General features: G+C 51.5%; 22 protein-coding genes and 2 tRNA genes. 9 read left to right on the top strand and 15 right to left on the bottom strand.

Going from position 1 to position 25,392, the window contains the following annotated elements; genetic code table 11:
- Window positions 1-76 precede the first annotated feature (76 nt).
- Both ACKU4E_RS12995 and ACKU4E_RS12990 read right to left on the bottom strand, forming a co-directional pair.
- A tRNA-Lys gene (locus ACKU4E_RS12995) sits at window positions 77-152 on the bottom strand.
- Between the two features lie 133 nt (window positions 153-285).
- Window positions 286-361, bottom strand: a tRNA-Lys gene (locus ACKU4E_RS12990).
- Window positions 362-630: 269 nt separating this feature from the next.
- Between ACKU4E_RS12990 and ACKU4E_RS12985 the strand changes: the two genes are divergently transcribed.
- The 5 genes from ACKU4E_RS12985 (at window position 631) to ACKU4E_RS12965 (ending at window position 6,253) form a co-directional block, all read left to right on the top strand.
- Window positions 631-1,896, top strand: a complete 1,266-nt coding sequence (locus ACKU4E_RS12985) for an AMP-binding protein (RefSeq protein WP_320171503.1) — start codon at window positions 631-633, stop codon at window positions 1,894-1,896.
- A 13-nt stretch (window positions 1,897-1,909) separates the two neighbouring features.
- Window positions 1,910-3,091, top strand: coding sequence for a ChaN family lipoprotein (locus ACKU4E_RS12980; RefSeq protein WP_320171502.1), 1,182 nt, complete (start codon window positions 1,910-1,912; stop codon window positions 3,089-3,091).
- Between the two features lie 25 nt (window positions 3,092-3,116).
- Complete coding sequence (gene mutM / locus ACKU4E_RS12975) at window positions 3,117-3,941, top strand: bifunctional DNA-formamidopyrimidine glycosylase/DNA-(apurinic or apyrimidinic site) lyase (RefSeq protein WP_320171501.1); 825 nt, start codon at window positions 3,117-3,119, stop codon at window positions 3,939-3,941.
- Window positions 3,942-4,043: 102 nt separating this feature from the next.
- Window positions 4,044-5,486 (top strand): amino acid permease, encoded by a 1,443-nt coding sequence (locus ACKU4E_RS12970; RefSeq protein ID WP_320171500.1) that lies wholly within the window; start codon window positions 4,044-4,046, stop codon window positions 5,484-5,486.
- 80 nt (window positions 5,487-5,566) lie between these two features.
- Window positions 5,567-6,253, top strand: a complete 687-nt coding sequence (locus ACKU4E_RS12965; RefSeq protein ID WP_320171499.1) for a carbonic anhydrase — start codon at window positions 5,567-5,569, stop codon at window positions 6,251-6,253.
- A gap of 191 nt (window positions 6,254-6,444) precedes the next feature.
- Here the strand turns inward: ACKU4E_RS12965 and gap are convergent, their stop codons facing one another.
- The 6 genes from gap to ACKU4E_RS12935 form a co-directional block, all read right to left on the bottom strand.
- Complete coding sequence (gene gap / locus ACKU4E_RS12960; RefSeq protein WP_320171498.1) at window positions 6,445-7,464, bottom strand: type I glyceraldehyde-3-phosphate dehydrogenase; 1,020 nt, start codon at window positions 7,462-7,464, stop codon at window positions 6,445-6,447.
- A 27-nt stretch (window positions 7,465-7,491) separates the two neighbouring features.
- On the bottom strand, window positions 7,492-8,049 hold the full coding sequence (locus ACKU4E_RS12955; RefSeq protein WP_320171497.1) for a GAF domain-containing protein: 558 nt from the start codon (window positions 8,047-8,049) through the stop codon (window positions 7,492-7,494).
- A gap of 507 nt (window positions 8,050-8,556) precedes the next feature.
- Entirely contained in the window at window positions 8,557-11,193 is a 2,637-nt protein-coding gene (locus tag ACKU4E_RS12950; protein ID WP_320171496.1) for a response regulator, read from the bottom strand.
- Between the two features lie 3 nt (window positions 11,194-11,196).
- Window positions 11,197-12,336, bottom strand: coding sequence for an FIST N-terminal domain-containing protein (locus tag ACKU4E_RS12945; RefSeq protein ID WP_320171495.1), 1,140 nt, complete (start codon window positions 12,334-12,336; stop codon window positions 11,197-11,199).
- A gap of 23 nt (window positions 12,337-12,359) precedes the next feature.
- Window positions 12,360-13,400: an HD domain-containing phosphohydrolase gene (locus ACKU4E_RS12940; RefSeq protein ID WP_320171494.1), complete on the bottom strand. Its 1,041-nt coding sequence runs from the start codon at window positions 13,398-13,400 to the stop codon at window positions 12,360-12,362.
- Between the two features lie 181 nt (window positions 13,401-13,581).
- Window positions 13,582-14,868, bottom strand: coding sequence for a 4Fe-4S dicluster domain-containing protein (locus ACKU4E_RS12935; protein ID WP_320171493.1), 1,287 nt, complete (start codon window positions 14,866-14,868; stop codon window positions 13,582-13,584).
- A gap of 263 nt (window positions 14,869-15,131) precedes the next feature.
- On the opposite strand from ACKU4E_RS12935, the gene ACKU4E_RS12930 reads away from it, so the two are divergent.
- Complete coding sequence (locus tag ACKU4E_RS12930) at window positions 15,132-16,235, top strand: DUF362 domain-containing protein (RefSeq protein WP_320171492.1); 1,104 nt, start codon at window positions 15,132-15,134, stop codon at window positions 16,233-16,235.
- A 196-nt stretch (window positions 16,236-16,431) separates the two neighbouring features.
- On the top strand, window positions 16,432-16,767 hold the full coding sequence (locus ACKU4E_RS12925) for a restriction endonuclease (protein WP_320171491.1): 336 nt from the start codon (window positions 16,432-16,434) through the stop codon (window positions 16,765-16,767).
- Window positions 16,768-16,890: 123 nt separating this feature from the next.
- On the opposite strand, the gene ACKU4E_RS12920 is transcribed toward ACKU4E_RS12925, so the two are convergent.
- The 4 genes from ACKU4E_RS12920 to ACKU4E_RS12905 all read right to left on the bottom strand — a co-directional run bounded on the left by ACKU4E_RS12920 (window position 16,891) and on the right by ACKU4E_RS12905 (window position 21,801).
- Entirely contained in the window at window positions 16,891-18,234 is a 1,344-nt protein-coding gene (locus tag ACKU4E_RS12920) for a glutamine synthetase family protein (protein WP_320171490.1), read from the bottom strand.
- Between the two features lie 198 nt (window positions 18,235-18,432).
- Window positions 18,433-19,380 (bottom strand): hypothetical protein, encoded by a 948-nt coding sequence (locus tag ACKU4E_RS12915; protein WP_320171489.1) that lies wholly within the window; start codon window positions 19,378-19,380, stop codon window positions 18,433-18,435.
- Between the two features lie 1,102 nt (window positions 19,381-20,482).
- Window positions 20,483-20,638: a hypothetical protein gene (locus ACKU4E_RS12910; RefSeq protein ID WP_320171488.1), complete on the bottom strand. Its 156-nt coding sequence runs from the start codon at window positions 20,636-20,638 to the stop codon at window positions 20,483-20,485.
- 20 nt (window positions 20,639-20,658) lie between these two features.
- A complete protein-coding gene (locus tag ACKU4E_RS12905) occupies window positions 20,659-21,801 on the bottom strand; it encodes a geranylgeranyl reductase family protein (RefSeq protein ID WP_320171487.1) in 1,143 nt (380 codons plus the stop codon).
- A 108-nt stretch (window positions 21,802-21,909) separates the two neighbouring features.
- On the opposite strand from ACKU4E_RS12905, the gene ACKU4E_RS12900 reads away from it, so the two are divergent.
- Window positions 21,910-22,578, top strand: coding sequence for an HAD family hydrolase (locus ACKU4E_RS12900; protein ID WP_320171486.1), 669 nt, complete (start codon window positions 21,910-21,912; stop codon window positions 22,576-22,578).
- A 3-nt stretch (window positions 22,579-22,581) separates the two neighbouring features.
- On the opposite strand, the gene ACKU4E_RS12895 is transcribed toward ACKU4E_RS12900, so the two are convergent.
- From ACKU4E_RS12895 to cbiQ, 3 genes are read right to left on the bottom strand one after another with little or no spacing between them, the layout of a single operon-like run.
- Entirely contained in the window at window positions 22,582-22,974 is a 393-nt protein-coding gene (locus tag ACKU4E_RS12895) for a hypothetical protein (protein WP_320171485.1), read from the bottom strand.
- A gap of 20 nt (window positions 22,975-22,994) precedes the next feature.
- Entirely contained in the window at window positions 22,995-23,696 is a 702-nt protein-coding gene (locus ACKU4E_RS12890; RefSeq protein WP_320171484.1) for an ABC transporter ATP-binding protein, read from the bottom strand.
- Window positions 23,693-24,466: a cobalt ECF transporter T component CbiQ gene (gene cbiQ / locus ACKU4E_RS12885; RefSeq protein WP_320171483.1), complete on the bottom strand. Its 774-nt coding sequence runs from the start codon at window positions 24,464-24,466 to the stop codon at window positions 23,693-23,695. Before cbiQ ends, ACKU4E_RS12890 begins: the two co-directional genes overlap by 4 nt.
- Before the next feature lie 176 nt (window positions 24,467-24,642).
- On the opposite strand from cbiQ, the gene ACKU4E_RS12880 reads away from it, so the two are divergent.
- The gene (locus tag ACKU4E_RS12880; RefSeq protein WP_320171482.1) at window positions 24,643-25,344 is read left to right on the top strand and encodes a methyltransferase domain-containing protein; all 702 of its coding nucleotides are present in this window, start codon (window positions 24,643-24,645) and stop codon (window positions 25,342-25,344) included.
- Window positions 25,345-25,392: the final 48 nt, after the last annotated feature.

The raw sequence follows: 25,392 nt of genomic DNA, 5'->3' as shown, positions 1-25,392 counted from the left end.
TGGCTCCGATTTTATTAACCGAGAGACAAAAGAAAAGGCGCACAATCCTGAGATTGCGCGCCTTTTCTTTTAAAAATGGTGGGTCGTGCTGGGTTCGAACCAGCGACTCTCTGCTTAAAAGGCAGATACTCTACCGACTGAGTTAACGACCCTTATATTTTAAAGCGCCTCTATAAAAACTATCAGACCGAATTAAAATAAGTCAAGTCTGGAGCAGTTTTTTGAGGAACCGCCATTTGCCGAATCTGGTCCGCCGTAAGGCGGTTGGCAACGGGTGTTTAAGGATGGTGGGCCGTGCTGGGTTCGAACCAGCGACTCTCTGCTTAAAAGGCAGATACTCTACCGACTGAGTTAACGGCCCGTCCTTGTGAACGAAGAAGCTTTTATCCGTACCGCACCGGGCTGTCAATAAAAAAAATGAAAAAGTTCGGTTTACGGCCATAAGAAGTAAGATGAACTGCAAAAATAGTTGTTTTTATCTGTTCGAATCTGGTAATCAAGCAATTAACGTGCTATATTAATTGGTGTTTTGGTAAAAAAGTTGACAATTGCGGAGTGTTTTTATATATTACCTGAGGTAAAGTGGGGATTCGTCTCCGCTTGACAATAACATTTGGAGGAAACCTATAAATGACTCGTAAAGACCGTACCGAAGGCATATACAGTCGTCGTGAAGTTCTGGATGAGAGTGAAAGACGTCAGTATTGCGCCCTTCAGCTCAAGGAGCTTCTGACCAATGCCTACCGTTATTCGGAAGATGTCAAAAAGCGTTTTGACAGAGCTCAGTTTCAGGTTGAAAAATTCAAGGATATTTCGGACCTCAAGCATATACCCATATTAAAAAAGAAAGAACTCATATTCCTGCAGTCCATGGGCCCCCGGCTGGGCGGCCTGCTGACCAAGGATCTTGGTGAATTGCGCAGGATCTTTCTTTCTCCCGGTCCTATTTTCGATCCCGAAGATCGTGCCGAGGATTACTGGGGATGGACCGAAGGGTTCTACGCTGCAGGCTTCCGCTCCGGCGACGTTGCCCAGATCACCTTCAACTATCATCTGGCTCCGGCCGGGCTGATGTTCGAGGAGCCGCTGCGCAACCTCAGTTGTGCTGTGGTTCCGGCCGGTCCCGGATCTACCAACAGCCAGCTTGAAATCATGCAGAAGCTGAGAGTTACCGGCTATGTCGGAACCCCCAGCTACCTGATGCATCTGGCGCAGAAGGCCGAAGAGGCCGGACTTAACCTGCGTAAGGATCTTTATCTGGAAGTGGCTTTCGTCACCGGTGAAAAGTTCTCCGAAAAGGTGCGTTCCAACCTTGAAAAGAAATTCGACCTGATCATGCGTCAGGGCTACGGAACCGCAGACGTAGGCTGCATCGGCTATGAGTGCTTCCACAAGAACGGGCTGCACATCACCAACCGTGCCTATGTAGAAATCTGCCATCCTGACACCGGTATTCCGCTCAAGGACGGTGAAGTCGGTGAAATCGTCATTACCGCGTTCAACAAGACTTATCCGCTGATCAGGCTTGCCACCGGAGACTTGAGTTACATCGACCGCACTCCCTGCGCCTGCGGACGTTCCACTCCGCGCCTTGGCAACATCGTTGGTCGCGTGGATACTACCGCGCGTATCAAGGGCATGTTCGTCTACCCCCATCAGGTGGAGCAGGTCATGGCCCATTTCGAGGAAGTCAAGCGCTGGCAGATCGAGGTTACCAACCCCGGCGGCATAGACGAGATGATCCTCAATATCGAGGTCTCCAACTTCAAACGTGAAGATGAACTGCTGCATATGTTCCGTGAAAAGATCAAACTGCGCCCGATTCTCAAAGTGCTCACCCCCGGAGCCCTGCCTCCACAGGTTCGGCCCATTGAAGACAAGAGAATCTGGGATTAGCCCGGTACATTGCATGGTGCGAAAAATTATCGGAAAAAGCGCAAGGGGTCTTCTGGCCCTTTGCGCGGTTTTTTTTCTGCTGCTTGCGGCAGGTTGTGCAAAGAAGGTCGTTCCTCCTGAAATGGCCGTTTCCTTTCTGCCGTGCTCCGGAGAGTTTCTTGACCCGGCCGGGGATAGAATGCCCCTTGAGAAGCTGGTTTCAGAAGCTTTGAAAGCCGACTACGTGCTTATAGGCGAAGGGCATACCAACCGTTGTGACCACAAGGTGCAGCTTGAAGTTACTGATGCGCTTACGCGCGGTAACCGCAAGGCAGCGATCGGCCTTGAAATGGTCACGGCGCAGAAACAGGATGTCCTGAACCGGTTCAATCTAGGGCAGATTTCCGTGGACGAACTTCCCGAAGCTCTGGATTGGAAAAACGGCTGGCGGTACGACTTCAACATGTTCCGGCCCATATTCGAACTGGCCTCAAACCGGAGGCTGACTGTTGCCGGGCTCAATTTTCCGTTCCGGTTGACCGGAGAGGTCCGTGACAAGGGTCTGGAGGGACTTTCCCCGCAGGACCGGGCCATGCTTCCGGAAAAGGTGATTTCTCCGCCACAGGAGCAGGAGGAAGGCCTGAAACAGGTGCTGGCCATGCATAAGGGACATAATGCCACGGACCCGCAGCAGATAGAGCGTTTTTTTCTGGTGCAGTCGCTCTGGGATACCGCAATGGCGGAAAAGTCCGTTTCCCTGCACAGGAGTTCCGGGCACCCGGTGATTATTCTTGCCGGTGGCGGTCATGTGGAGCACGGCTGGGGCATAGCCCGGCGTCTGAAAATACTTGATCCTGAAGCCCGGATAATGTCCATTCTGCCCTGGCGAGGGGAAGAATTTTATCCCACGGCCGCGGATGCTTTTTTCTACTGTCCGCCGAGTTATGAAAGCAGGATGGGCATGACGGTTGAAATGCGTTTCGGCAGGGCGGTGGTAACCGAGGTAAAGCGTGACCGCAAAGGATATCGCCAAGGTCTCCGTCCCGGCGACATAATAGCCCTGGCTCAGGGCATTCCCGTAACCTCGCTTTCTTCGCTGCATATGGCCGGTGCCAAGGCGCACAGGGAAAACAGGCCGCTTGTCTTTACCGTGGACAGGTACGGAGATCAGGTTGAAATAGATCTGGGACTGCTTTCAGGCTCGAAGAAGAAATAATAAATTTTTAGTTCAGGATGACATCATGCCAGAATTACCGGAAGTGGAAGTAATATCCCGCGGACTGGCCGCATCGCTGGTCGGCAGGACCATAGAATCGGTCAAGATACTCAACCACAGCAGTGTAAAAATGCCGTGGTATCTCTTCTCGTCCCGTGTTGCCGGAAAGGAGATTACCCGCGTTCATCGTCGGGCCAAGCTGCTGATCATGGATCTCGGCGATGATCTTCACATAACTTTCCATCTGAAGATGACCGGGCGCGTACTGGCTCACGACGGACCCACTGACCCGAAACCGCACACCCGCATTGTCTTCGGCCTTGATAACGGCGGCTCTCTGGAGTTTCATGATACCCGCAAATTCGGTGAAGTCCGAGCCCTTAACAATGAAGAACTGGAAGAATGGTCCTTTTACCGCAATCTGGGACCGGAACCCCTTGAAACAACTCCCGCTGAACTTGTCAAAAGGGTAGAGGGGCGAAAGTCGCAGATCAAAGGCCTTCTGCTCAACCAGTCCATAGTAGCAGGCGTGGGGAATATTTATGCCGATGAATCGCTGTTCCGCTCCGGTATTCATCCCAAGGCCAAAGCCTCGGACCTGTCCCGCGAGTCGCTGGAAAAGCTCTTTACCGAGTTGCAGGCGGTGCTGCGGCAGGCAATCAGTGAAAACGGCAGCTCCATACGGGATTACGTGGATTCCGGCGGTGATGCCGGAGGATTCCAGAACAGCTTCAAGGCGTACGGAAAAAAGGGCGAGCCGTGCCCCTGCTGCGGCAGGACTTTCGATGGAGCAACCGTGGCCGGGCGCAGTTCCACTTTCTGCTGCAACTGCCAGAAAATGTCCGGGTGATTCAGATTTTTAGGCTGATTTGAGATTTCGGCATTTACGGTTTTCACTTTTACCCTCATACCGCGAAAACAGGTCGGCTCCCGCAAAGCCGGGGAATTTAACATGACTGCACAGAACTCCAAAGGGAAACTGTCCGTGTTCACACTGATGATGATCAACGTGGCGGCAATCCTGTCACTGCGTTCTCTGCCCGGCCTTGCCGAATACGGGTGGGGCCTGATTTTCTATCTCGCGCTCGGGTCGTTTTGCTTTTTCATTCCTTCGGCACTTGTTTCCGCGGAACTGGCTTCCGGCTGGGATGAGGAGGGCGGTGTTTATCTCTGGGTCAAGGAAGCTTTCGGGCCCAAATGGGGTTTTGTGGCCATCTTCATGCAGTGGGTGGAAAACCTGCCCTGGTTTCCCGCGGTACTGGCTTTCGGCGGATCGGCGATAGCCTATACTTTCGATCCTGAACTGGCCGACAACAAATGGTTTATCGTGGCCGTCATTCAGGTAACCCTCTGGGTTGCCACATTCCTGAACTTCAGGGACATGAAACTTTCGGCATTTTTCAGTTCTTCGGGCGCAATTGCCGGGAGCATTGTTCCGGGCATTCTCATCATTGTGCTGGGCATTGACCACGTGATGGCCGGTAAGCAGGTTCAGATTGCCTTTTCCGCCGCAGCCCTGCTGCCGGACATCAACAATCTGCAACAGCTGATGCTGCTTGCGGCCATGCTTATTTCGTTTACCGGCATGGAGATGTCCGCAGTTCATGTGAACGAAGTGCGCGACCCGGCGGTCAATTATCCTAAGGCCATTTTCGCGGCCAGCGCCCTTATCATCGGAGTTTCAGCACTCGGGTCGCTGGCCATAGCCATGGTTGTACCTGCGGACGGAGTGAGCCTCAGCGCCGGTGTCTGCCAGGCATTCGACAAGCTGTTCCAGATACACGGGATGGAGTACATGACCCCGGTGATCTGTTTTCTGATGGCTTACGGAGCCCTGACCATGGTGATAACCTGGATGGTCGGTCCGTCGAAAGGTATCCGCGAAGTCGCGCGCGAGGGCTACCTGCCCGCAAGTTGGAGCAGGGTCAACCGGTTCGGTATCCCCACAAACATACTGATAATTCAGAGCGGCCTTTCCGCAGTTGTTTCATGCGCCATTCTTTTCATGCCCACGGTTTCCAGCGCATTCATGCTCATGAGCGCACTGGCGGTGCAGCTTTACCTGATAATGTATCTTCTGATGTTCGCGGCAGCCATAAAACTGCGCTACACGCGGCCGGATGTGAAGAGAGGCTACACAATTCCCGGCGGCAAGGTCGGCATATGGATTGTTTCGGGCATAGCCATCGTGACCTGTGTATTTGTCTTCGTATTTGGCTTTATCCCCCCGCAGGCGGTCCTTGATGAGGGAACAGCCGCTTCCGCCGGATACATTGCCTTCCTGCTTGTGGGAGTGACTGTTTTTACCATGGTGCCGCTCCGTTTTTACAGCAGGGCGGCAGGCTCGGATGAACTCGGAGGAACGCCGGAATATTGCGAAGCCGATCAGGGTTGATCGCCGACTTGCAATAACGCAGTCATCCTATGTATGCTCTTCCGGAATGCAGCCAAACACCCCAACCGGCGGAGATGTTAATGAAGAATCTGATACTGTTCCTGATTGTCTCGGCTATTATAGGACTTGGAGTACCGACGGCATCCGCCGAAAATGCCACCGCAGCGGACAGGAACGCGGACCGTTCCCTGATGCTGCTCAAGGAAGGCAACCTGCGTTTCGCCAAGGGTACAAGCGTTTATCCGAATCAGACCTCCCACCAGCGCAAGCTGCTGGCCATCAAGGGGCAGCAGCCTTTTGCCTCGATCATATGCAGTTCCGATTCCAGAGTGGAGCCCGTACTTGTTTTCGACCGCGGGCTTGGGGATTTGTTCGTTATCCGCTCCGCCGGAAATGTGGCAGGCAGCGACACGCTGGCCTCGGTCGAGTATTCCATGCTCGCACTTGAAACACCGCTTCTGGTCGTCATGGGGCAGACAAAAAGCACTATCATCAAGGCTGCTGTAGAGAAAATGGCAATCAAAGGCCACATGATGCAGTTGATGGGCAAGCTGGAACCGGCGATCAGGATGACCGGGATTCTTTATCCGTCGCTTAAGGGGGATGAATTCGTAGACAGGGTTTCCGAAACAAACGTGCGGCAGGTGATGCGTGATATTCTCGGGCAGTGCCCGGCCGTGCTGGAAAAGGTCCGCTCCGGGCAGGCCCGGGTCATAGGCGCCGTCTATGATACGGACAGCGGAACAGTCCGCTGGCTGGGTCCTTAAAACAGGAGAAACCGGCAGCGCCCTTGATACGGGGTGAGCTCTGCCGGTCTCTCGAATCTTAAGTACCACCCGCGATCCTGCCGGGACAGTCCCCGGCCGAATCAGGAGTTCGGGGAGTTTTTTCTCCCCAGGGGTGCACCGGGCTCATCCACTCTTGCCCTGACCCCTTTGCGGAATTTGACGTTCCGCTGCTACAATCCGCACTTGCCCATGTAATCAATCAGGTCGGCAAGACGGCAGGAGTAGCCCCATTCGTTGTCATACCAGGCATATACTTTTGCGAGGTTACCGCCCTGTACAACAGTGAAATCCGCTTCAACGATGCCGGAGTGGGGGTCGCCGATGAAATCGCTTGAAACAAGGGGAGCTTCCGAATAGCCCATAATTCCCTTGAGTTCACCCTCGGCGGCAGCCTTGAGCACGGCTTTGAGTTCTTCCGTGTCGGTGTCTTTTTTGAGCACGGCCACGAAGTCGACCAGGGATACGGTCGGTGTAGGAACACGTACGGAGTATCCTTCGAAGCGTCCGGCCATTTCGGGAATAACCAGGGCAACAGCCTTGGCGGCACCGGTGGAGGTAGGAATCATGTTGCATGCTGCAGCACGTGCACGGCGCAGGTCCTTGTGCGGCTGGTCGAGAATGCGCTGGTCATTGGTGTAGGAGTGAACTGTGGTCATAACCCCTTTTTCAATGCCGAATTTTTCATGCATGACCTTTACGACCGGAGCAAGGCAGTTGGTGGTGCAGGATGCGTTGGAAATAACCGTGTGTTTTGCGGGATCGTAATCGGTGTGGTTTACGCCCATTACAACGGTGATGTCTTCTTCCTTGGCCGGTGCGGAAATGACAACCTTTTTGGCTCCGCCTTCAAGATGCTGCGCGGCAGTAGGGCCGGTGCGGAAGATACCGGTTGATTCGATAACAACATCCACTCCGCATTCGCCCCAGGGGATGCGTTTGGGATCACGTTCTGCAAAGTTCTTGATGGTGAAGTCGTCTCCCACGTACATCATATCGCCTTCAACCCTGAGGTCCGCAGCGAATTTACCGTAGTTGGTATCTCTTGCGCAGAGGGCGGCGTTGGTTCCGATGTCGAAAAGATCGTTGATGGCAACAACTTCCACGGTGTCGCGGTGTCTTTCCCATATGGTCTTGAGAGCCTGGCGGCCGATGCGGCCGAAACCGTTGATACCTACTTTTACTTTACTCATTTTTAAAATCCTCACCAGAAAATCGGGCTAATCGTCTACCCGGTAAATGTATTCGTTTGCCAGTTCACTCGCGCGTTTAAGTGCGGAAAACATGCGTGCGTTTTCGAGGGCGAGACCTGAAAGGTCGGCAACGCACTTGAGAAAGTCCAGTTCATCTTCGGAGAATTCGCGCAGCTCGGAAGAATAGACGCGCAGGACGCCGATGACCTTTTTGCCGCGTGCGGTAAGGGGAAGCACAACAAGGGAAACGAGGCCTTCCTTGGCGGCTTCTTCAGGATACTGGAAACGATCATCGTTGCGTACATCAGGGATGGTTACGATTTTTCCTTCCAGAACTTCCTGGTCCAGACGGCTTTTGGAAACCTCAACGGGGCCTTTCTGTTCGTAGCGTTCGCTCAGACCGTAGGAAGCATCCGCAAGCAGGGTTTCCCCTGTGCGGTCGAGGAGTCTGATAAAGCAGCCTTTGAGCTCCATTTCAGTTGCCACTTTTTCGGCAATACTGTTGAGAACCTTTTTCGGTTCCAGGCTGGAGTTGACCGCTCTGGTAATTTCAAAAATCGCCTTGTAGAGTCTGGTTGCACCCATTTCTCATACCTGCCTTTTATTTGTTTTCATTCTTAGGGACCTTCCACTCCAGGTCCGTTATTCTAGCCTTTGATCCCGAACAGGTTACTTGGGATTTAACACACAAAAAATAATTTTGCATGCAAAAAATGACCACTTTCTAACATTTTCTAAATTAATAGCCTTAACTCTTGTTCGATTATGAACATTTTTTTCGATTTCGACAGGCCGGCACTGCCGTAAAAAATGTTCCTGACGGAAATTATCGTCTTGTAATATCGGGTCCGTAAGCCCGAAACTGCAGGAGACAAAATTTCCCCGGATAGAGATTCAATCCTCCCGCCGTGGGCAGGAAGGAAGCCTTTCTTAAAAAAATGCTCAGCTAATATAATCACCGGTAACGGCATATGTCTGTGCAAAGAGTATCACAACACGGTTAAGATTAACCATCAAAAAAATAATGACCACCCCTATGTACAGGCACGAGGTAAAAAAAGGGAGGATTACCCGGTAGGCAGGGCTTTGCTGTCAACCTCTCAACTTTCTCATGTGGTCCATGAATACATCAATTTCCCTGCCCAGCTTATCGAACTCCTGGTCTGTGTCCGATGATGATCGGTCATGCCCGGCATGTTCAAGCCGATGCGCTGAGTAATAGGCCCCTGTCTTGCCGAAATTACCGAGCATGCTTTTCAAGGCATGCGCTTCCATTTCCAACTTATTGAAATCCATTTCTTCAATAGCCGCGCGTATCCGTTCAATCCGGGGAGATAGTTCATCTTCCAGTATATCGATCATCTGAAACAGGAATTCGCTGTCGTCGTTGAATCTGGTCACAAGTTCATCCAGGCCCGGCAGTGAGTCTGTTGCAGCTGTATTCTCCTCCTGGGCTGCATGTGCAAGTCGCACTGTGGGCCGGTCCTGCTTCTTATGTCGGGATTTTCCTCCATATTCCTCTATTTTGGCGAAAAGTTCCTTCCATCTGATGGGCTTGGCAATATAGTCATTCATGCCTGCCTGCACGCAGACATCGGCGTCACCTTTCAAAGCATGGGCAGTCATGGCCAGAATCGGTGTGGGGAAAAGGCCGTTCTTTTGCTCATAAGCCCTGATGTGTCCGGTGGCTTCAAGTCCGTCCATGACCGGCATCTGCACGTCCATGAGTACCAGGTCAAAATCTTCGGAAATGAATTTTTCAAACCCTTCATGCCCGTCAGTTGCTACTATTACCGTATGTCCCCATCCTTCAATCATATGTTCGGCCACCTGCAGGTTCAAGGGGGTGTCCTCAACCAGCAGAATCCTCAGCGGAACGTCTGTGGCAAGTACATTTACTCTCTGCCTTCCGGCATCTTCCCGCAGCCCGGATTCCTTACGCAGGGCTTTCATAATCGCGGAAAGCAGGTCGGACGCTGTAACCGGTTTGTACAGGACGGAGTCTGCACAGATTTCCGCTGCACCTTCTTCCGCCCCTCCGAGCATGATCACTATCGCACTGGATGTGGCCGGATTGTCTGCAAGCTCTTTCAGGAATCCCTGTCCATCTGCATCCAGTTTATTGTCGCCCACAACAATCCGGTATGGCTCTTTGCGGTGTACGGCCTGCTTTACCTTATCATAAGCAGAGGAGACGGATTCTGCCTCATCAACAACCGCGCCCCAGCTTTCAAGCATTCTGCGCACGATCGACCGGTTGGTGGAATTGCAGTCAACCACCAGCATGTGCATGCCGACCAATTCATTTCCGGCCGTTATGACCAGATTGCGTGACATCTCCTTCACAACCCGCAGGGGAAGTGTGAAACGAAAGGTGCTTCCACGTCCGGGAATACTTGAACAGTCCATCCGGCCGCCCATGAGGGAGACAAGCTGGCTGCTGATGGTCAACCCCAGCCCCGTTCCCCCTCTGGACCGGGTCAGGGAACAGTCTATCTGTTCAAATGCGTTAAATACGGAGTTCAGCTTTTCTTTAGGAATACCCGGACCGGTATCGCTGATGGAACAGGTGAGTTCACCTCCTTCCGGATCGTTTTTGACAAAATCGACCTCAACCAGAATTTCCCCGAATTCAGTGAATTTAACTGCGTTTGAAACGATGTTCAAAAGGATCTGGCGAAGCCTGTCGCCATCTCCCTCAACTGTTTCAGGCACATTGTCAGAAATCTGCAGCATCAGTTCCAGACCCTTGTCCCGGGCCTGTATGTAAAGCGTCCGCAGACTGTCTGCCACCAATTCCCGGATATGGACCGGACCCATGTCTATGACCAGTTTGTTGGCTTCTATTTTGGAAAAATCAAGAATGTCGTTAAGGACGTTGAGCAGTGAATGCGAGGAGCTTTTCAGTTGACGCATGAAACGTTCCTGACTGGCTGTCAGTTTTGTCCCGAGCATCACTTCGGCAAGCCCCAGAATCCCATTCAGCGGGGTACGGATTTCATGGCTCATATTGGCCAGAAATATGGATTTGGCCCTGTTCGCATCTTCCGCGTCCTCCAGAGCCTGCTTGAGTTGTTTCTCCGCCTCCTTGCGTATGGAAATATCGATAACAAACCCGTCGTAATGGGTGATCGTGCGTGTATCCGGATCAAAGCAGGCCTGCATGCTCAGGGATACCCAGAATACCGAACCGTCTTTCCTGCGCCTGCGGGTTTCATAACCTACCAGACTTCCCTGCTCTCCCAACTGGGCCTGGACCCATGCCCTCTCTCCGGGATCTTCATATATGGTATCGGCAATGGATGTAACACTGCTGATCAGGTTTTCAGGACTTTCATACCCGTACATGCGGGCAAGCTGTTTGTTGGCATACAGATAGCTTCCACTCGGCAAGGATTGGAAAATGCCTATGGGAGCTGTTTCGTAGAGGATTCTCAACCTTTCCTCGCTGCTCCTCAGCGCAAGCCGAGACTCCTTTAACTCGGAGGTGCGTTTTTCAACCCTTTCCTCCAACTCTTCAAGCAGCATGGAGAGCCTGCCGTTTGCTTCCATCAGCTCCGCGGAACTCAGTTCCAGCGAACGCTCCAGCATTTTACGGTCCATGTCCGATTCGCGGTAGGCGTCGTTTACAGACTGCACAAACTTGAGAAGCGGCCCGTCAATATCCTCGGCACTGACATTCAGGTGCCGTTTCAGTTGGCGCTTCAAAAGAGTGTGCAGATCTTTCATGGGCTATTTTTCCCTGAAAACCGTTATGGTCATGGTCTGGTTGTGCAGCGAACATTTTCCACTGCCGCCTATGGGTGAAAGTTCTCCGTAGGAATAGTATCCGGTTGCTGCGGCCTGAGCACCAAGAACCGAAAGCACGGCTTCCACTTCTTCTTCCACCCGCTGGCCAAGTACCAGCTTGCGTCCCACACAGCTTACGCAGAGGGCGAGATCCGCCGGTCCTCCGACTGCGGAAGTACTCATTTCGGCAGCATGCTGGGCTCCGTCTATCAGCCGGTCCTTATTGGCTTTCATGAATCTGACGATTGAACCTTCTGGAATATCCCCCGCAAATGTCATTGATTTTGCGAGATCATCAATGCCTAGAATAGTGCGGACAAGCTCGCTGTGTTCATTTCCGTCCACACTCATGCTCAAAGGAAAAAGCAAACCAGAAGCAGGCAGACCGTCGGCAAAATCTCCCAGATATGTTTTATAGAGTTCTAAAGCGGATTTATGGTCCAGTTCATAGAGAATATTGCCGTCCGAGCTGGTTACCAGCCTTTTGGGCCCGAACGGGTCCCATCCTCCCATTGAACCGCAGCCGACTTCCAGTCTGTCCGAATAGAACCCTACAAGGCATACTGCATTTCGTAACGGTTCAGTTCCGCACAGCACGTAGGTATTTTCAAAGTTCGACCCATCTCCGGCCAGCCCTCCGCTGACCGATACTCCTTCTGGAAGGGCGGATGTTATTCCCTGCGCGAGTTCCGTTCCGTTAACTTCAAGTCCGTCTGAAAAAACAAGAACATGGACCAGTCCCGGCCCTACCATCTGTCCGGCCAGTTGCCCGGCTAATTCGGCAACATCCTTCTTTTCGGCAAAACATCCGTAAACAGTTTTTATTTCAGTATGGTCGAAACGGACGGCAGTAACTGCGAGTGATTCGTCATGGACTCTTTCACCGCATATTTCCCCGGCTGTAGAGCATCCGGCCAAAACTGCTCCAGGAAAAGCCGCAGCAATCTCGGCAAAAAGAGTTTTTTCACGCAACGCACTGCCTGATCCGAACACAAGAACCAGCCCGGCTGCATCAAAACCAAGTTCTCCCGGAGAGCGTTTCCAGCCATCTCCCCTGCTCCATACCGTCTGTACCGTCTCCATTTTAGCCTCCGGCTAAGCAGAAATCAGTCCATATATTTTCTGCTGATTTCAAGTACCGATTCTATATGCTGTTTGAACACATCATATATGCGGGGATCAAAATGAGTACCCCTGCCCGCATCCATTATCTCCATTACCCTGCTGAAGGGGAGTGCCGGGCGGTATACCCGTTTGCTGCTGAGCGCATCAAAGACATCCGCAATTGCCGTGACTCTGCCTTCCTCGGAAATATCCTCCCCGCTCAGACCCTGCGGGTAACCGCTTCCGTCCCATTTTTCGTGATGGTGGAGGCTTATTATACGCGCTGTTTCAATAAGGGCGTATTCCGTCCCTTCCAGAATATCTGACCCTATCTGCGGATGTGTTTTGATAACTTCGAATTCATCGGAAGTAAGCAGGCCGGGCTTTTTCAAAATTGCATCCGGTATGCCTATTTTACCCAGATCGTGTATGGATGAGGCCACCCGGCAGTTTTCCACCCGTCTTTTGTTCCATCCGAGCCCTTTGGCAATCAGTTCACAATAAGCGCCGATGCGACGTACATGGTTCCCTGTTTCTCCATCCTTGTATTTGAGAGAGGACATCAGCCGCAGGATAAGTTCTTCACGGCCATGACGAATTATTCTGGTCTGTTCGGCAACAATTCGTTCCAGTTGATCGGAGTGTGCTGTCATCTCCCGTTCCAGAGCAACCATCCGTGAACCGACCGATATTCTGGCCTGAAGTTCGTGTACATCGAACGGCTTGGTCAGGTAGTCATCTGCTCCAGCCCGCTCCAGCGCCATTGCAAGATCGTCCTTGGAGTCCTTCCCGGTAAGAAAAATAACATACACGAACGGCTTGCCCGTATCCTTGTTTTTAATCATACCGACAAGTTCGTACCCGTTGATTTCGGGCATCATCCAGTCTGTGATTACTATGTCGACGGGCTCTTTCTCTGAGGAGAATTTTTCAAAACCATCACGGCCGTCCCCGGCTTCAAGTACCTCGTGTCCCCAGGACTCAAGAAGCTTAACCAACCTTTTTCTGGCTATAATGTCGTCTTCAACGGCAAGTATTTTCATCAGGCTGACATATCCCCGTGTTCAGTGGGTGGAAATTCAGGTCTATCCTTAAAATAAACCTGTTGCGACAATTTATGCAAGTTTCTTTTCCCGGGCACGGAAACTGTTTCGCAATATCTGGAATTCCATATTGAGACACCCTCGTGCTGGGATATCCTCCCGACATGGGGCCTTCAGAACATCATGAAGAGGATTTTTTTAAAACTCCCAGAAAACGCGAACGCAGTGTGTCACTCATCAGTCCTCTTTTTACCGGAGACAGCTTGAGAAATCCGCCCAGCACAGCACGCATAAAGCCCTCGCTGCGGCTGTTCGGATTATCGAAAACAAGATTTTGGAGGGTCCCTCTTTCAAGTGCCTGCAGAATAACTCTCTCAAAGCTGTCTTCAGGATGAATGACTCTCTGGGCTCGTTTATCAAGGCCCATTGCACCGGTCGGGCATTTCAGGGCGCAGACTCCGCATCCCAGGCAGATGCAGGTATCCACTTCAGCGCGCCGTTTTTTTCTGCCTCCCGGAACCTCCGGTTCAATCTCGATTATGGAAATCGCGTCAATGGGACAGGCTTTTGCACAAAGGCCGCAGCCGTTGCACGCTTCAGCATCAACAGATGCAATAAAGGAGGACGAAACCAGTACCCCCGGATAGCCGGAATATTTTATTCCGTTCATCAGGTTGCAGCAGCAGCCACAGCAATGGCACATGAATCCGGCATCGTTTTTGACATTGTCGGTGGTCAGGGTGAACCCGTTTTCCTTTGAGCGGGCCATAATCTCATTCATCTCGGACCGGGATATTTCACGGGCGAATCCGTTTCTGATCAGAAATGCGGCGGAGTCTCCCATGGAGGTGCAGGTTTCCATATCCACCGTGCATTTTCTCTCGCCCAGATGGCTCTTTTCATGACGGCAGGAACACAGGCCGACAGCGAACATCTCCTGTGCATCAACAAGTGCGGCAGCTTTCTCGTAGTCGAGCACTTCCACAAAATCTCCGCGCACAGTTTCCTCGTAAGGAAGGGTGCGCATGACGGAAATCTGCTCACCGTTTCCGAAGTTGCTTTTCAGAAAGGACTTGTCCCCGAACATGTAGGCGTGAAAAAGTTCCGCCCATTTTCGGGAATCAAGATCACCTTTGGTCCGCATCATTGTAAATTCGAAAAATCCGATTACAAACGGGCTGATCATATATGTGTAGTGATCCTCTTCCCACAGATCACAGACCAATCCTTTCAGGCACATTGATTCCAGCATGGGCAGCAGGATTTTAGCCTCCATGCCTGTAATTCCGGCAATGCGCTCAAGGGATGAGGGCCGATAAGGCATACGGATTATGAGTTCCGCCTCGGCCGGGGAGTAGAGTGTCCTCAGCATTTCGTGCAGGGATTCGGACCACGGCATGCGTACCGTGGTATTGTCTATTTTTTCCCCCAGCCGACGGTATATATCTTTTCCTATTATGTGTCCCATATTCCAGAAGTATCTTCAGACGGCCCTGCTTGGCAAGCCTGACTGAGAAGCAACTCAGATCAGGTAAAAAAAGCGAATCAGCGATGCCCCGGATCAATCTTTAAAATAGACAATCCTGCGGGCTGGTTATAGGTTAACGCTGCACCTCGTTTCAGATGTGCCCAATTCTTTTGCAGCGGGGGATTATACCCCTTCATAATAAGCAACCACTCATGTAACGAATCCCGGGATTGAATTCCTGGCAGGACTCAGCGAGGGAGTTTATGTCAAAGGTATATTTCTGGAATTTACGTACAAGCAGTAAATCTCCCCATGCCTTGCGCATGAAGAAACTGCTTAAACAATCAGGTCTCAATGCAATTGTGGACCCGGGCAACCTTGTAGCCTTGAAAATCCATTTTGGGGAAAGTGGCAACACAGGCTACCTGAATGCTCTCATCCTGCGGCCTATTGTGGAATTTCTCAAAAAAGCCGGGGCCAAACCATTTTTTACGGACACAAGCACGCTTTACGTCGGTGACCGGGGAGAATCGGTTTCGCACGGTCTGCTGGCCGCAAGACACGGGTATGATCCCAATGTAATCGGCGCTCCGGTGCTTTTTGCAGACGGATTGCGCGGAGAATATCAGGTAACCGTCCCGTACAAGGGAAACTACATCTCCGAAGCATATGTCGGCGGAATGTTCATGGAAGCGGATATGCTGGTCACCCTGAACCATGTCAAAGGTCACGGATTGGCCGGGTACGGCGGTGCAATCAAGAACGTGGGCATGGGCTGTGCCTCCAAGAAGGGCAAAATGCATGTCCATGCGTCCACCGGGCCCAAATTCGCGCCGGAAAACTGTGTCGGGTGCGGGGTCTGCGTAAGTGAATGCGCGGCCGGAGCACTGGACCTTGATGACGATGGAATTGTCAAAATGAGCGGGAAATGCACCGGCTGCGGGCGTTGTTTCCTTTCCTGCCGGTACAAGGCCATTGTTATAGACTGGAAGCGTGATGTCGGTGAATTCACAAATCGGCTCATCGAATACAACAAGGCGATTCTTGATAAATTGAAACGCCCGGCCATGCATATCAATTTTCTGCAGAACATCACCCCGGACTGTGACTGCCACGGGTACAGCGATGCCCCCATCTGTCCTGATTTAGGGGTCATGATCTCTTCTGACCCGGTTGCCGTGGATCAGGCATCGCTTGATATGATCAACGCCGCGCCTCCGCTGTACCCCAGCCGCCTTCCGGAAGGGCTCAGTCAGGGAGACGACAAGTTCAAGGCCCTGGCTCCGGAAGCTCCTGACGGGTTCGGCCTGAAATACGCTGAAAAAATCGGGCTGGGATCGCGTAATTACAAGCTGATAACCATTTAGGAAACAGGGTATAAACTTCATATAATCAGGAAGAGTGGCGAAAGGTGAGTGTCTGCCGGGAACATCCGGCAGTAAAATTTGAAATCACCCTTTATTTTTGTACCTGATTTACGTAAGAATGCGCTTCTGCACGGCATCCGGGATTTCCCGGAAACAAGACCTGGCGATATAAGACGCGAATTTACGGAGAATCCTGTTGAACGAAAGGAAAAGAACCCCTCACCAGTCCATTCGGGCGTACTGCCTGTGGTGCATGGGAGGCAGCCCGCAGATGGTCAAAACATGCGAAGATGTGGACTGTTCCCTGTACAACCTGCGCGAACCGAAAACCGAAGAATCGGCAAGGACGTGCATCAGGGCAATCCGCAGACACTGTCTGGCCTGCACTGTCGGTGACCGTCAGGCAATAAGGGACTGCCTTGAAAAGGATTGTGTGCTGCGCCGCTACCGGTTCGGTGTGCACCCGAAAACACTTAAAAGGCGCAGGCAGCGGCAGGCTGAGAAAAGTCATCTCCGATTGCCCGGCCTGTAGACCCGAAATGTACTGATATAAAAATGCAACTGCCGTCCCCGGAATTCCGGAGGCGGCAGTTTTTTTGAATCGTATCGGCCAGCAGTCTATGGGCTGTGCCGGGAACCGGTCAGCAATCAACGGCTACAGGACAGGAAGGTAGGTGGTCAGTTCGTATTCAGTGACCTGGGTTCTGTAGTGATCCCATTCCTGAATTTTGTTCTTGTACAGGTTGGTATGGATGTGATCACCAAGGCATTCACGAACCATCTCGCTGTTTTTCATTTCCACCGCAGCTTCATAGAGGTTTCCCGGAAGGGCGGTTATGCCGTACTCGGAAAGGGTCGGAGCATCCATGGCGAAGATGTTTTCTTCAACCGGTGCCGGCAGCTTGTAATTCTCATCAATTCCCTTGAGTCCGGCTGCCAGCATCACAGCAAAGCAGAGATACGGGTTTGCGGCCGGATCAGGACAACGCAGTTCCATTCTGGTGGCGTTCTCCTTGCCGGGTTTATACATGGGAACCCTTACAAGGGTGGACCTGTTCTTGCGCGCCCAGGATACGTATACCGGGGCTTCATAGCCCGGAACAAGCCGTTTATAGGAGTTGACCCACTGGTTGGTTACGCAGGTCATTTCCGGGGCGTGCTTCAGGATGCCGGCGATGTAGTTCTTTCCTTCGGGGCTCAGGTGATATTCATCGTTGGCATCAAAGAAGACGTTGCGTCCGTTCTTGAACAGGGATTGGTGCACGTGCATTCCGGACCCGTTTTCGCCGAAAATGGGTTTGGGCATGAAGGTGGCGTAAATGCCGTGTTTGCGGGCGACTTCCTTGACGATAACCCGGTAGGTCATGGCGGTGTCCGCCATTCTCATGCCTTCCGCATAGCGCAGGTCTATTTCATGCTGGCTCGGAGCTACTTCATGGTGGCTGTATTCCACATCATAGCCCATCTGCTCAAGAGAGAATATAATGTCGCGACGCACGTCATTGCCGAGGTCGAGCGGGGGAGCATCAAAGTATCCGCCGCGGTCTATAATCTGAGTTCCCTTGGCGTCCTGAAACAGGAAAAATTCCAGTTCCGGCCCGACATAGTAGGTGTATCCCCGTTCGGCAGCCTTATCCAGGGTTCGTTTAAGCACCCAGCGGCTGTCTCCCTCGTAAGGGGTCCCGTCAGGGTTCTGGATATCGCAGAACATGCGGGCCACCGGCCGGTCGGTCGGACGCCAGGAGCAGAGCTGGAATGTTGTCGGGTCGGGGATGGCAATCATATCCGACTCTTCAATGCGGGTGAATCCGAGAATGGAGGAGCCGTCAAACCCCATTCCTTCCTCGAACGAGGCTTCAAGCTCTTTGGGGGTTATCTGGAAACTTTTCAGGGTTCCCAGAATATCCACAAACCAGAACTGTACGAAACTTATGTTGTAGTCGCGAACAGCTTTAAGGACATCATCGGCATTTTTGCAGTTAAAAATCGGCGCAGTCACTGTCGTCTCCTCCCTTAAGGAAAAAGATGTTGGGGGGTGATTGTTTCCGAAATCCGCCAGCCGGAAGGCTCAACGGCACGGATATTCAACCAATTGTTATAATTGTAAAAGGCAGCGAAAACGTTTGATACACCAACATATCATAGCTAATCAATCGTTCTTTTTGCAAACCATATCGGCAAATTTTTTTCAGCTGATTTACTGGTTCTCGATAAGATCGCGAACTTCACGGAAAAAAGTGAGTATGAAGGCGGAATCCTTTGTCTCGGAATTGATGTCCAAACGCCTGAAGAAAGATACAATATTACCTTTCGGTGTCTTCGTGCGCTGAAAGAATAACTCATGCAGCGGACCTTCCGGCGATCTGAAGGAAAGGATCCAGTCCCGGCCGTCCCGACGCCAGACCTTGGAAACGTAGTTCTCCCTGCGAACCGTGACCAGGAAAACAAGCTCCTGAAGAGTGAAAGGGTGTCCCGGTCGTCCGGGCATGCCCAGAAATTCACCGTTTTCGGAGCGTATAACTACCGGCAGAGCCATGAAGTCTTCTTCCGGTTCAACAGCGCTGCTGTCTGTTTCAAAGGAATACGAGTCGGAACCGCCGTCATCTTTTTTAATGGTGACAACTTTTTTGGCAGTAACCCTTTCCGGAGATGGCGGCAGGTTCAAGCCGGCGATAGCCGTGCGTATTTCATCCAGAAGGGCTTCGGTGTCCGGTCTTTCGTCAAGTCTGTCCAGCAGTTCCCGGACGGTTTTTTCCATCTTGGAAAGTCTCTGCTCTGCTCTTGCCTGGGCAGTGACCAGCCCGGCAAGACCGTTCATCATCTGCGTGGTCGTGCGAACCAGCCTTTCAAATTCCCCGCCGGGAACGCCGGCGGCAGGTTTCGGCGCAGGAGTCGGACGATTTTCTTTAACCGACTCAAATTCTATAAGGAGTTTGTCCCTGATCTGCTTTACGGAAAGATTGCGGCCGAAAAGGTCGCGTATGCGAAGACAGAGCTTGTCCGTTCCCTTGCGGAACCGCAGGGGCTTACCCTGACCTGAAATGAAAAAGAATTCGGGAAATTTTTTGCGATAGCTTTTTATGGTGGTCACAGACACACCCGTTATACTTGAAAGGTCCCTGTGGGTAAAAGTATCTGCGGCCATATAGCACCCCTCTGGCTGGTAATTCCAATCCGGCAGACAGCACGTGTGATTCAGGAAAAATGTATGCCGGACTTTTTTTGCAGGGTTGGCTGATCGGGGCGAAACGACCCTTGAATATGAAACCGGGAACAATAGGAGCAGGGAACATCGTCCTGCACTCCGACCAGCCGAAACAGCATCTCCCAACCGACCGCAAGCACATTGGTACTGCCGATCGATCATGAGCGCATCACCCTGTAATTAAGCATTAACTTGCTTATCGATAATCGCAATCGTCAACGAGGTCAATTCATTTATCTCATCCGTTTTTTTCTGCGCCAGACATGGTTTGTGAGGGCCGAATATCTTCAATCCAGGGAGTGTTTTCTCCGGGCGGCAGTCCCTGATGAGTTTAAATCTGTCTCTCCATAAGCGGGAAATTATCCTCGGAATTTCAGCTTGAAAATATGCAGGGTAAAATTAATCCATATGTGGTCAGAGGAATAGACTCAGACAGACCAAATTTGAACGGCTGCCGTTTGTGCAAACAGCAGCCGTTCTGAAACAGAGGCCAAGTAACCTGTACCCGGTTGAAGATGAGTGGAGTCATGAAACAACCGGGTTTTCAACGTTACGCTACTCTTGGAAAGTAAGGCAACCCAATTATTCATTAATTTTCACATAATCATGCAGTTGGGTGATCGTATAAATCGCTAATCATTATCTATCTTATTTATTGGACAAAAAATAAAAATCAGTTGTCGTAAATGACATTGATTAAAGACGGGATGCATGGCAGTGCTGCCAAGCTTTTAATTTGGTATCTATCAAAAACGACACAATAGTTTTAGGGATACTTTTGCCTGAATTTATAATCCTCAGAGAGCAGGACGCTCATGGCTCTCGGCACCATCTGGCAGGGGACGCCCTTCAAAGATCTTTTTCAGATTTCCGACAGAATTTAGAAATCAGGATGGGTCTGTCCATCACTTTCTCAAAAATAAATAAGCATGTTTCGGGGCTATCCAAAGTGCATGGCGATAGTTTTATCTGTGCATTCTTTTTGATAGGCACCTTCGCTTGGCGATAACTTTACGATAAGCCTTTAGCCGCTGGTGTCAGGTCAATTCTGAAATCTTGTAAGGATGGAAATTAGAAAAAGCACAACCAGCGCGGCCAGAAGAATCGTGTTGATATTGATACCGCCTTTGGCCCGCTGCTTTCTGCGGTAACCGAAGATCAGGATCAGTATGCCTATGAAGAGAAGTAACTTAAACATGGTCCACCCGCAGGATCAGATCAGTCCCACTCTTTCCTGAGCATGAATTTATAGGAACGTACACCGTGAACCATATCCGCAAGAAGTCTGGGCATGGATTTGAAAGCTATTTTGAAGGACATGTGTTTCAAAATCGGCTGGGAATAAAACAAGGCCCAGCGCAATCTGTTTGAGTATTTCAATTCCGGGTAAACGTATTTTTCCAGCCGTTCCAGATAAAATTTTTCCGGATTTCTGTTTTCGGACAATCCTCTGGCCAAAGACTCGGCAGCATACCTGCCGCTCTGCAGGGCGTAAAAGATGCCCTCGCCGAACAGCGGCTCCACAATTCCAGCCGCATCACCGGCAAGAAGGGTCCTACCGAAACAGGGGTTTTTCATATAGTTGCCGTACGGCAACGGAAACCCCCTCATCGGTAGTGCTTCCGGGTTCGCCACTCCCTGGGAACGCAGAAAATTCATGAATGTCGATTTGAAATCCACAGTACAGCGGCTGAGTGCGCCTATACCGGTAACAACCTTGTCTCCGGCGGGAAAAACCCAGATATAGCCTGCCCGCAGATAACCTATGTAGAGCTCCGGCCTGGTTATCCTGCGGGGAAAATCCTCAGCGTTGAATATGATTTCGATTGTTGCGGCCATGTCCGAGCGCCATTTTTTCTTGTCATATGGCAGAAAACGGCGGATTGTGGAGTTGACCCCGTCAGTTCCGAGCAGGTACTGCCCTTTGTAGATTCTCCGGGAGGCGGTTTTTACTTCTGCGTCCCGGTAATTGCAATCCGTGATTTCCTCACCGGTAAAAATGTGCGCGCCGGCTTCGGCGGCTTTTTGCAGAAGAAAATAATCAAAGTCCACCCTGTCGATAAAGCGGAACGGAATGGAAGATTCCGCATCACGAATATTGTGGTCGCGGTAATTTATGGAATATTCGGGCGATTCGAAGCGGATGAGTCCTTTTTCGTGGAGCGTTGCAGCTCCGCAGCCGTAAATTTTATCCAGAAGCGTCACCGTCTTGTGGGTGATAAGGCCCCCGCACAGTTTTTTACGCGGGAATTCGGCCTTGTCGATCAGGGCGACCCTGAAGCCTTTTCGGGCAAGAATATAAGCGGCTGTGGACCCCGATGGCCCTCCTCCCGCAATGACTACATCGAATTTACCGGACACGTGGACTCCCGATCTGTTGTATACTGGACATGCTGTTGATTTCAGCAAGGTTTTAATACCGTTAGAAGCCCTCTTGGGCAAGCAAGACCGAACAAAAGATACCGGATAATGAAAAAAATAGAAGCAATCGTATTTGATTTTGACGGCACCCTGGCAGAACTGACCATTGATTTCAACGACATGAAAAGAAGGCTCAAGGCTCTGGGCAGCGCTTTTCTCGACCCGCTTCCCTGCCGGGATGACCTTCCTGCACTGGAATGGGTCGACTTCATGGCCGAATGTATTTCCGGCGAAGACCCTGCTCTGGGCAAGGAATTTCATACCCGTTGCCGATTTCTGATCATCAGCATGGAGGTTGATGCCGCCAGAAACGGCAGGCTCTTTCCCTTCACCTGTCCCATGCTTTCTTCCCTGCGCGAATCAGGCATCGCTACCGGTGTGATCACCAGAAATACCGCCTCGGCAGTCCGTCAGCTTGTGCCGGAAATAGACCGGATCTCGGGATGCTTCCTTTCCCGCGAGGACGTGCAGAACGTAAAGCCGCACCCGGAACACCTCTTCAAGGCCCTTGAGAAAATAGGTGCCGCTCCGGAAAATACACTCATGGTCGGTGACCATCCCATAGATATCGAAACCGGAAAAAGAGCCGGAGCCATGACCGCCGGAGTAGCCACAGGGCGTATGTCTCTTAAGGAGCTTGAGAATGCAGGTCCGGACTTCGCGTCTGCGGACTGTTCGGAACTCATGTCCTTGCTTAAGGGGCAGGGGCTGATTTAACTGTTACTTTTCAGCCTTGCGAAAGGAAATGGTGACTTCCCGTTTGCCCCAGTCCTTTGCTGCCTGCGTATCAAGCCCCATATAGATATCGATTTTGTCGGTCCAGCGCTTGTTCATCTTGTCTTTGACCAGATACTCGCCGTCGAGGCCTTCAATTTTCACTTTAGTGTTGTGGGTCAGTCCCTTGGCAATCAGGTCGCGGGAAACGGCAATGCATTTCATGCCCGGTTTGAGTTCATCTCCCCAGGCTCCGAGAAACGGATGTTCCGAAGTCTGGTCCACATGAGAAGTGTAGGCCGTGGAAGCAACCTTCATGGTCACCATATCCTCGCCTCCACAGGCGGAAACCAGCAGTGCGGCAACGGCAAGCAGCAGCAGAAGTTTAAATCTTGTCATATTCCCCCCGGTTTTTGGTTTCATATTTTACACCCGGCAAAATCGGGTTCATTGTCAAATGCCGCAGCTCCCTCGTACAGGGAATGATCCCGGCAGCAGTATTCTCTGGTCGTGACCCTGTGAAGGAATTCAAGGTCGTGGGAAACAACCAGCAGGGCCACATCAAGCGAGCAGAGAATTTTTATAAGACGCTCGCGCATCGACGGGTCCAGATCGTTGGTGGGCTCGTCCAGTACCAGTGCTTCCGGCTGCATGGCCAGCACCGTGGCCAGCGAAACCAGCTTCTTTTCTCCGCCGGATAAGCGGTAGGAAACCCTGTCCTCATAGCCGGATAGTCCCAGTGTGCAAAGGGTGTATTCGGCTATTTTTCTGGCCTCGGCAGGAGATTTTCCCAGATTGAGAGGGCCGAAGGCCACGTCTTCGAGAACAGTCGGACAGAAAAGCTGATCGTCCGCCTGCTGGAAAAGAAGCCCAACTCCCTTGCGCAGTTCCCGGAAATCCTTCTCCCCGTGCAGTTCGCGTCCTTTGTAAAGGACTTTGCCGGACGAAGGTTTCAGCAGGCCCATGATGATGTGCAGCAGGGTGGTTTTGCCGGACCCGTTATGGCCGGTAAGAGCAATTCTGTCGTCCCGGTTCAATTCGAAGTTGACTCCGGAGAGGACGGAAACACCTCCGTGATATGCAAAACCTATGTCCTGCAGGGAAAATATGGCTGAACTCACTTGAAAACCTCAATGCCCTTAAATTCCAGAATGAGAAACCCGGCCGTACATATAAGGCTCATAGCCAGAAGACCCCAGTCGCGTTCGCATACACGGTAAGTCTCAAGTGTATGAAATGTTCCGCTGAAACCCCTGCAGAGCATCGCTTTCCATACACGCTGAGCCCTGTCCAGGCTGCGCACCAGCAGCATCCCCATGAGCCATGCGTATGTCTTATAGGTCCGCAGATTTGTGCGGGGAACAAAATTGCGCATTGCGGCCGCACGCCGCATCTTCGAGAATTCAACCCGCATCACGTGCACGTACCTCCAGGTAAAGAGGAAAAGACGGCAGAACTTGTCAGGGAATTTCAGGGACTGCATCCCGGCACCCACCAGTTGGACCGGCATGGTTGAAAGAAGCGATGTCACGGCCAGAATCACCCCGTTGGATTTCAAGGTGATCACGGTCGTATAGATTAGTCCGGCAGTGGTGGCGGTAAACGGGCCCACGGAAAAAGCAGGATTTCCAGGCCGGGAAAACGGCAGAAAAAACCACAGAAAAAAAATGAAGAAATTGACAGCCAGTAAACGTTTCAGCAGAGGCAACAGCGGCAGGCGCGCTGCAATTGCAAAGCAGATTCCGGCGAGCAGGACTCCTGCCGAGGACGTAAGTCCTGAAACGGGTGCTCCGCAGAGGGAAAAAAGAAAAGCACAGCCTATCCGCATACCTGGGTGTGCGGTATGAATAAAGGAATTTCCTGCGATAAAAGGCTCTGTCAGCTGCTGCAACTACTGCTCCTGATTTCGCTCAAAGGGGTAACACGCATGTATAATTCATGCAATCCGAATCAGGTTCTTGAGTTGGACAGCCAATACGGGTATATGGTTCGCTGTCTTGAACTCCGCTTCCGCACATGCGCAGCAGTAAAATCTGTCGGCAGTTAGCCGCAACCGAGTATGATCCCATGAGCAAAAATGCTGAACTGAAAAAAATCGTGGATGAGGTCGGTGAAAACCTTATCTGGCGTCCTCTTTTCGACTTTGAGAACAATTCCCTTGCCAGCGGGGTAGGAAGGAATATCGATGGAATAGACCCCGAATTCACCTCACTCGACTTCAAAGGGAAAAGCGTCTGCGATCTGGGCTGTAATCTGGGGCATTTTTCTTTTCACGCCATCCGCAACGGAGCCGCAAGGGTTGTAGGATACGATGAGGAACCAAGGGTTGTGGCCGGGGCGTCCAGACTGGCCGGGCTTTATGGCATAGACAATGTTGAATTCAAGGTCTGTGATTTCGCAAGTGAAGAACCTGACGAAATATTCGATATGGGTATGCTGATTGATATTCTGGGCAAGCAGAATATCTCCGGAGGCCATCTTGTTTCCATCCTCAAAGGTCTGGAAAAAAGATCCGGGTCGGAAATGCTGCTTACCTTCAGGTCTTTCTATCTGGTCGAGCGCCACCTGAACATGAGTGAAGCGGATTTTCTGAAGATGTATCCCGGGGCTAAAATCGAGGGCGGATTTTTCAATCTGCTTGATTTTGTGAAAGAACTGTTTTCCGAAAACTGGGTGCCTGCATATCTTTCGAAAGCACAACCCGTGACCAAGCAGCACAAGCACACCGCTTTTTTTGTGCGCCGGAATGCTTGCAATAGCCGAAGCTGAGGATTAAATACCCCATTCGTAACACAGGCACAGGCACAGGGAGGCAGC

It is taken from the genome of Maridesulfovibrio sp., from assembly GCF_963677005.1.
Taxonomy (GTDB): domain Bacteria; phylum Desulfobacterota; class Desulfovibrionia; order Desulfovibrionales; family Desulfovibrionaceae; genus Maridesulfovibrio.
Note: the sequence above shows the minus strand (reverse complement) of the source record. Positions and strands in the feature narration are given on the sequence as shown.

Excerpts from the sequence above, each read along its gene's own strand:
- ACKU4E_RS12985 (WP_320171503.1), top strand. The coding sequence starts at position 631 with ATGACTCGTAAAGACCGTACCGAAGGCATATACAGTCGTCGTGAAGTT.
- ACKU4E_RS12980 (WP_320171502.1), top strand. The coding sequence starts at position 1,910 with ATGGTGCGAAAAATTATCGGAAAAAGCGCAAGGGGTCTTCTGGCCCTT.
- mutM (WP_320171501.1), top strand. The coding sequence starts at position 3,117 with ATGCCAGAATTACCGGAAGTGGAAGTAATATCCCGCGGACTGGCCGCA.
- ACKU4E_RS12970 (WP_320171500.1), top strand. The coding sequence starts at position 4,044 with ATGACTGCACAGAACTCCAAAGGGAAACTGTCCGTGTTCACACTGATG.
- ACKU4E_RS12965 (WP_320171499.1), top strand. The coding sequence starts at position 5,567 with ATGAAGAATCTGATACTGTTCCTGATTGTCTCGGCTATTATAGGACTT.
- gap (WP_320171498.1), bottom strand. The coding sequence starts at position 7,464 with ATGAGTAAAGTAAAAGTAGGTATCAACGGTTTCGGCCGCATCGGCCGC.
- ACKU4E_RS12955 (WP_320171497.1), bottom strand. The coding sequence starts at position 8,049 with ATGGGTGCAACCAGACTCTACAAGGCGATTTTTGAAATTACCAGAGCG.
- ACKU4E_RS12950 (WP_320171496.1), bottom strand. The coding sequence starts at position 11,193 with ATGAAAGATCTGCACACTCTTTTGAAGCGCCAACTGAAACGGCACCTG.
- ACKU4E_RS12945 (WP_320171495.1), bottom strand. The coding sequence starts at position 12,336 with ATGGAGACGGTACAGACGGTATGGAGCAGGGGAGATGGCTGGAAACGC.
- ACKU4E_RS12940 (WP_320171494.1), bottom strand. The coding sequence starts at position 13,400 with ATGAAAATACTTGCCGTTGAAGACGACATTATAGCCAGAAAAAGGTTG.
- ACKU4E_RS12935 (WP_320171493.1), bottom strand. The coding sequence starts at position 14,868 with ATGGGACACATAATAGGAAAAGATATATACCGTCGGCTGGGGGAAAAA.
- ACKU4E_RS12930 (WP_320171492.1), top strand. The coding sequence starts at position 15,132 with ATGTCAAAGGTATATTTCTGGAATTTACGTACAAGCAGTAAATCTCCC.
- ACKU4E_RS12915 (WP_320171489.1), bottom strand. The coding sequence starts at position 19,380 with ATGGCCGCAGATACTTTTACCCACAGGGACCTTTCAAGTATAACGGGT.
- ACKU4E_RS12910 (WP_320171488.1), bottom strand. The coding sequence starts at position 20,638 with ATGTTTAAGTTACTTCTCTTCATAGGCATACTGATCCTGATCTTCGGT.
- ACKU4E_RS12900 (WP_320171486.1), top strand. The coding sequence starts at position 21,910 with ATGAAAAAAATAGAAGCAATCGTATTTGATTTTGACGGCACCCTGGCA.
- ACKU4E_RS12895 (WP_320171485.1), bottom strand. The coding sequence starts at position 22,974 with ATGACAAGATTTAAACTTCTGCTGCTGCTTGCCGTTGCCGCACTGCTG.
- ACKU4E_RS12880 (WP_320171482.1), top strand. The coding sequence starts at position 24,643 with ATGAGCAAAAATGCTGAACTGAAAAAAATCGTGGATGAGGTCGGTGAA.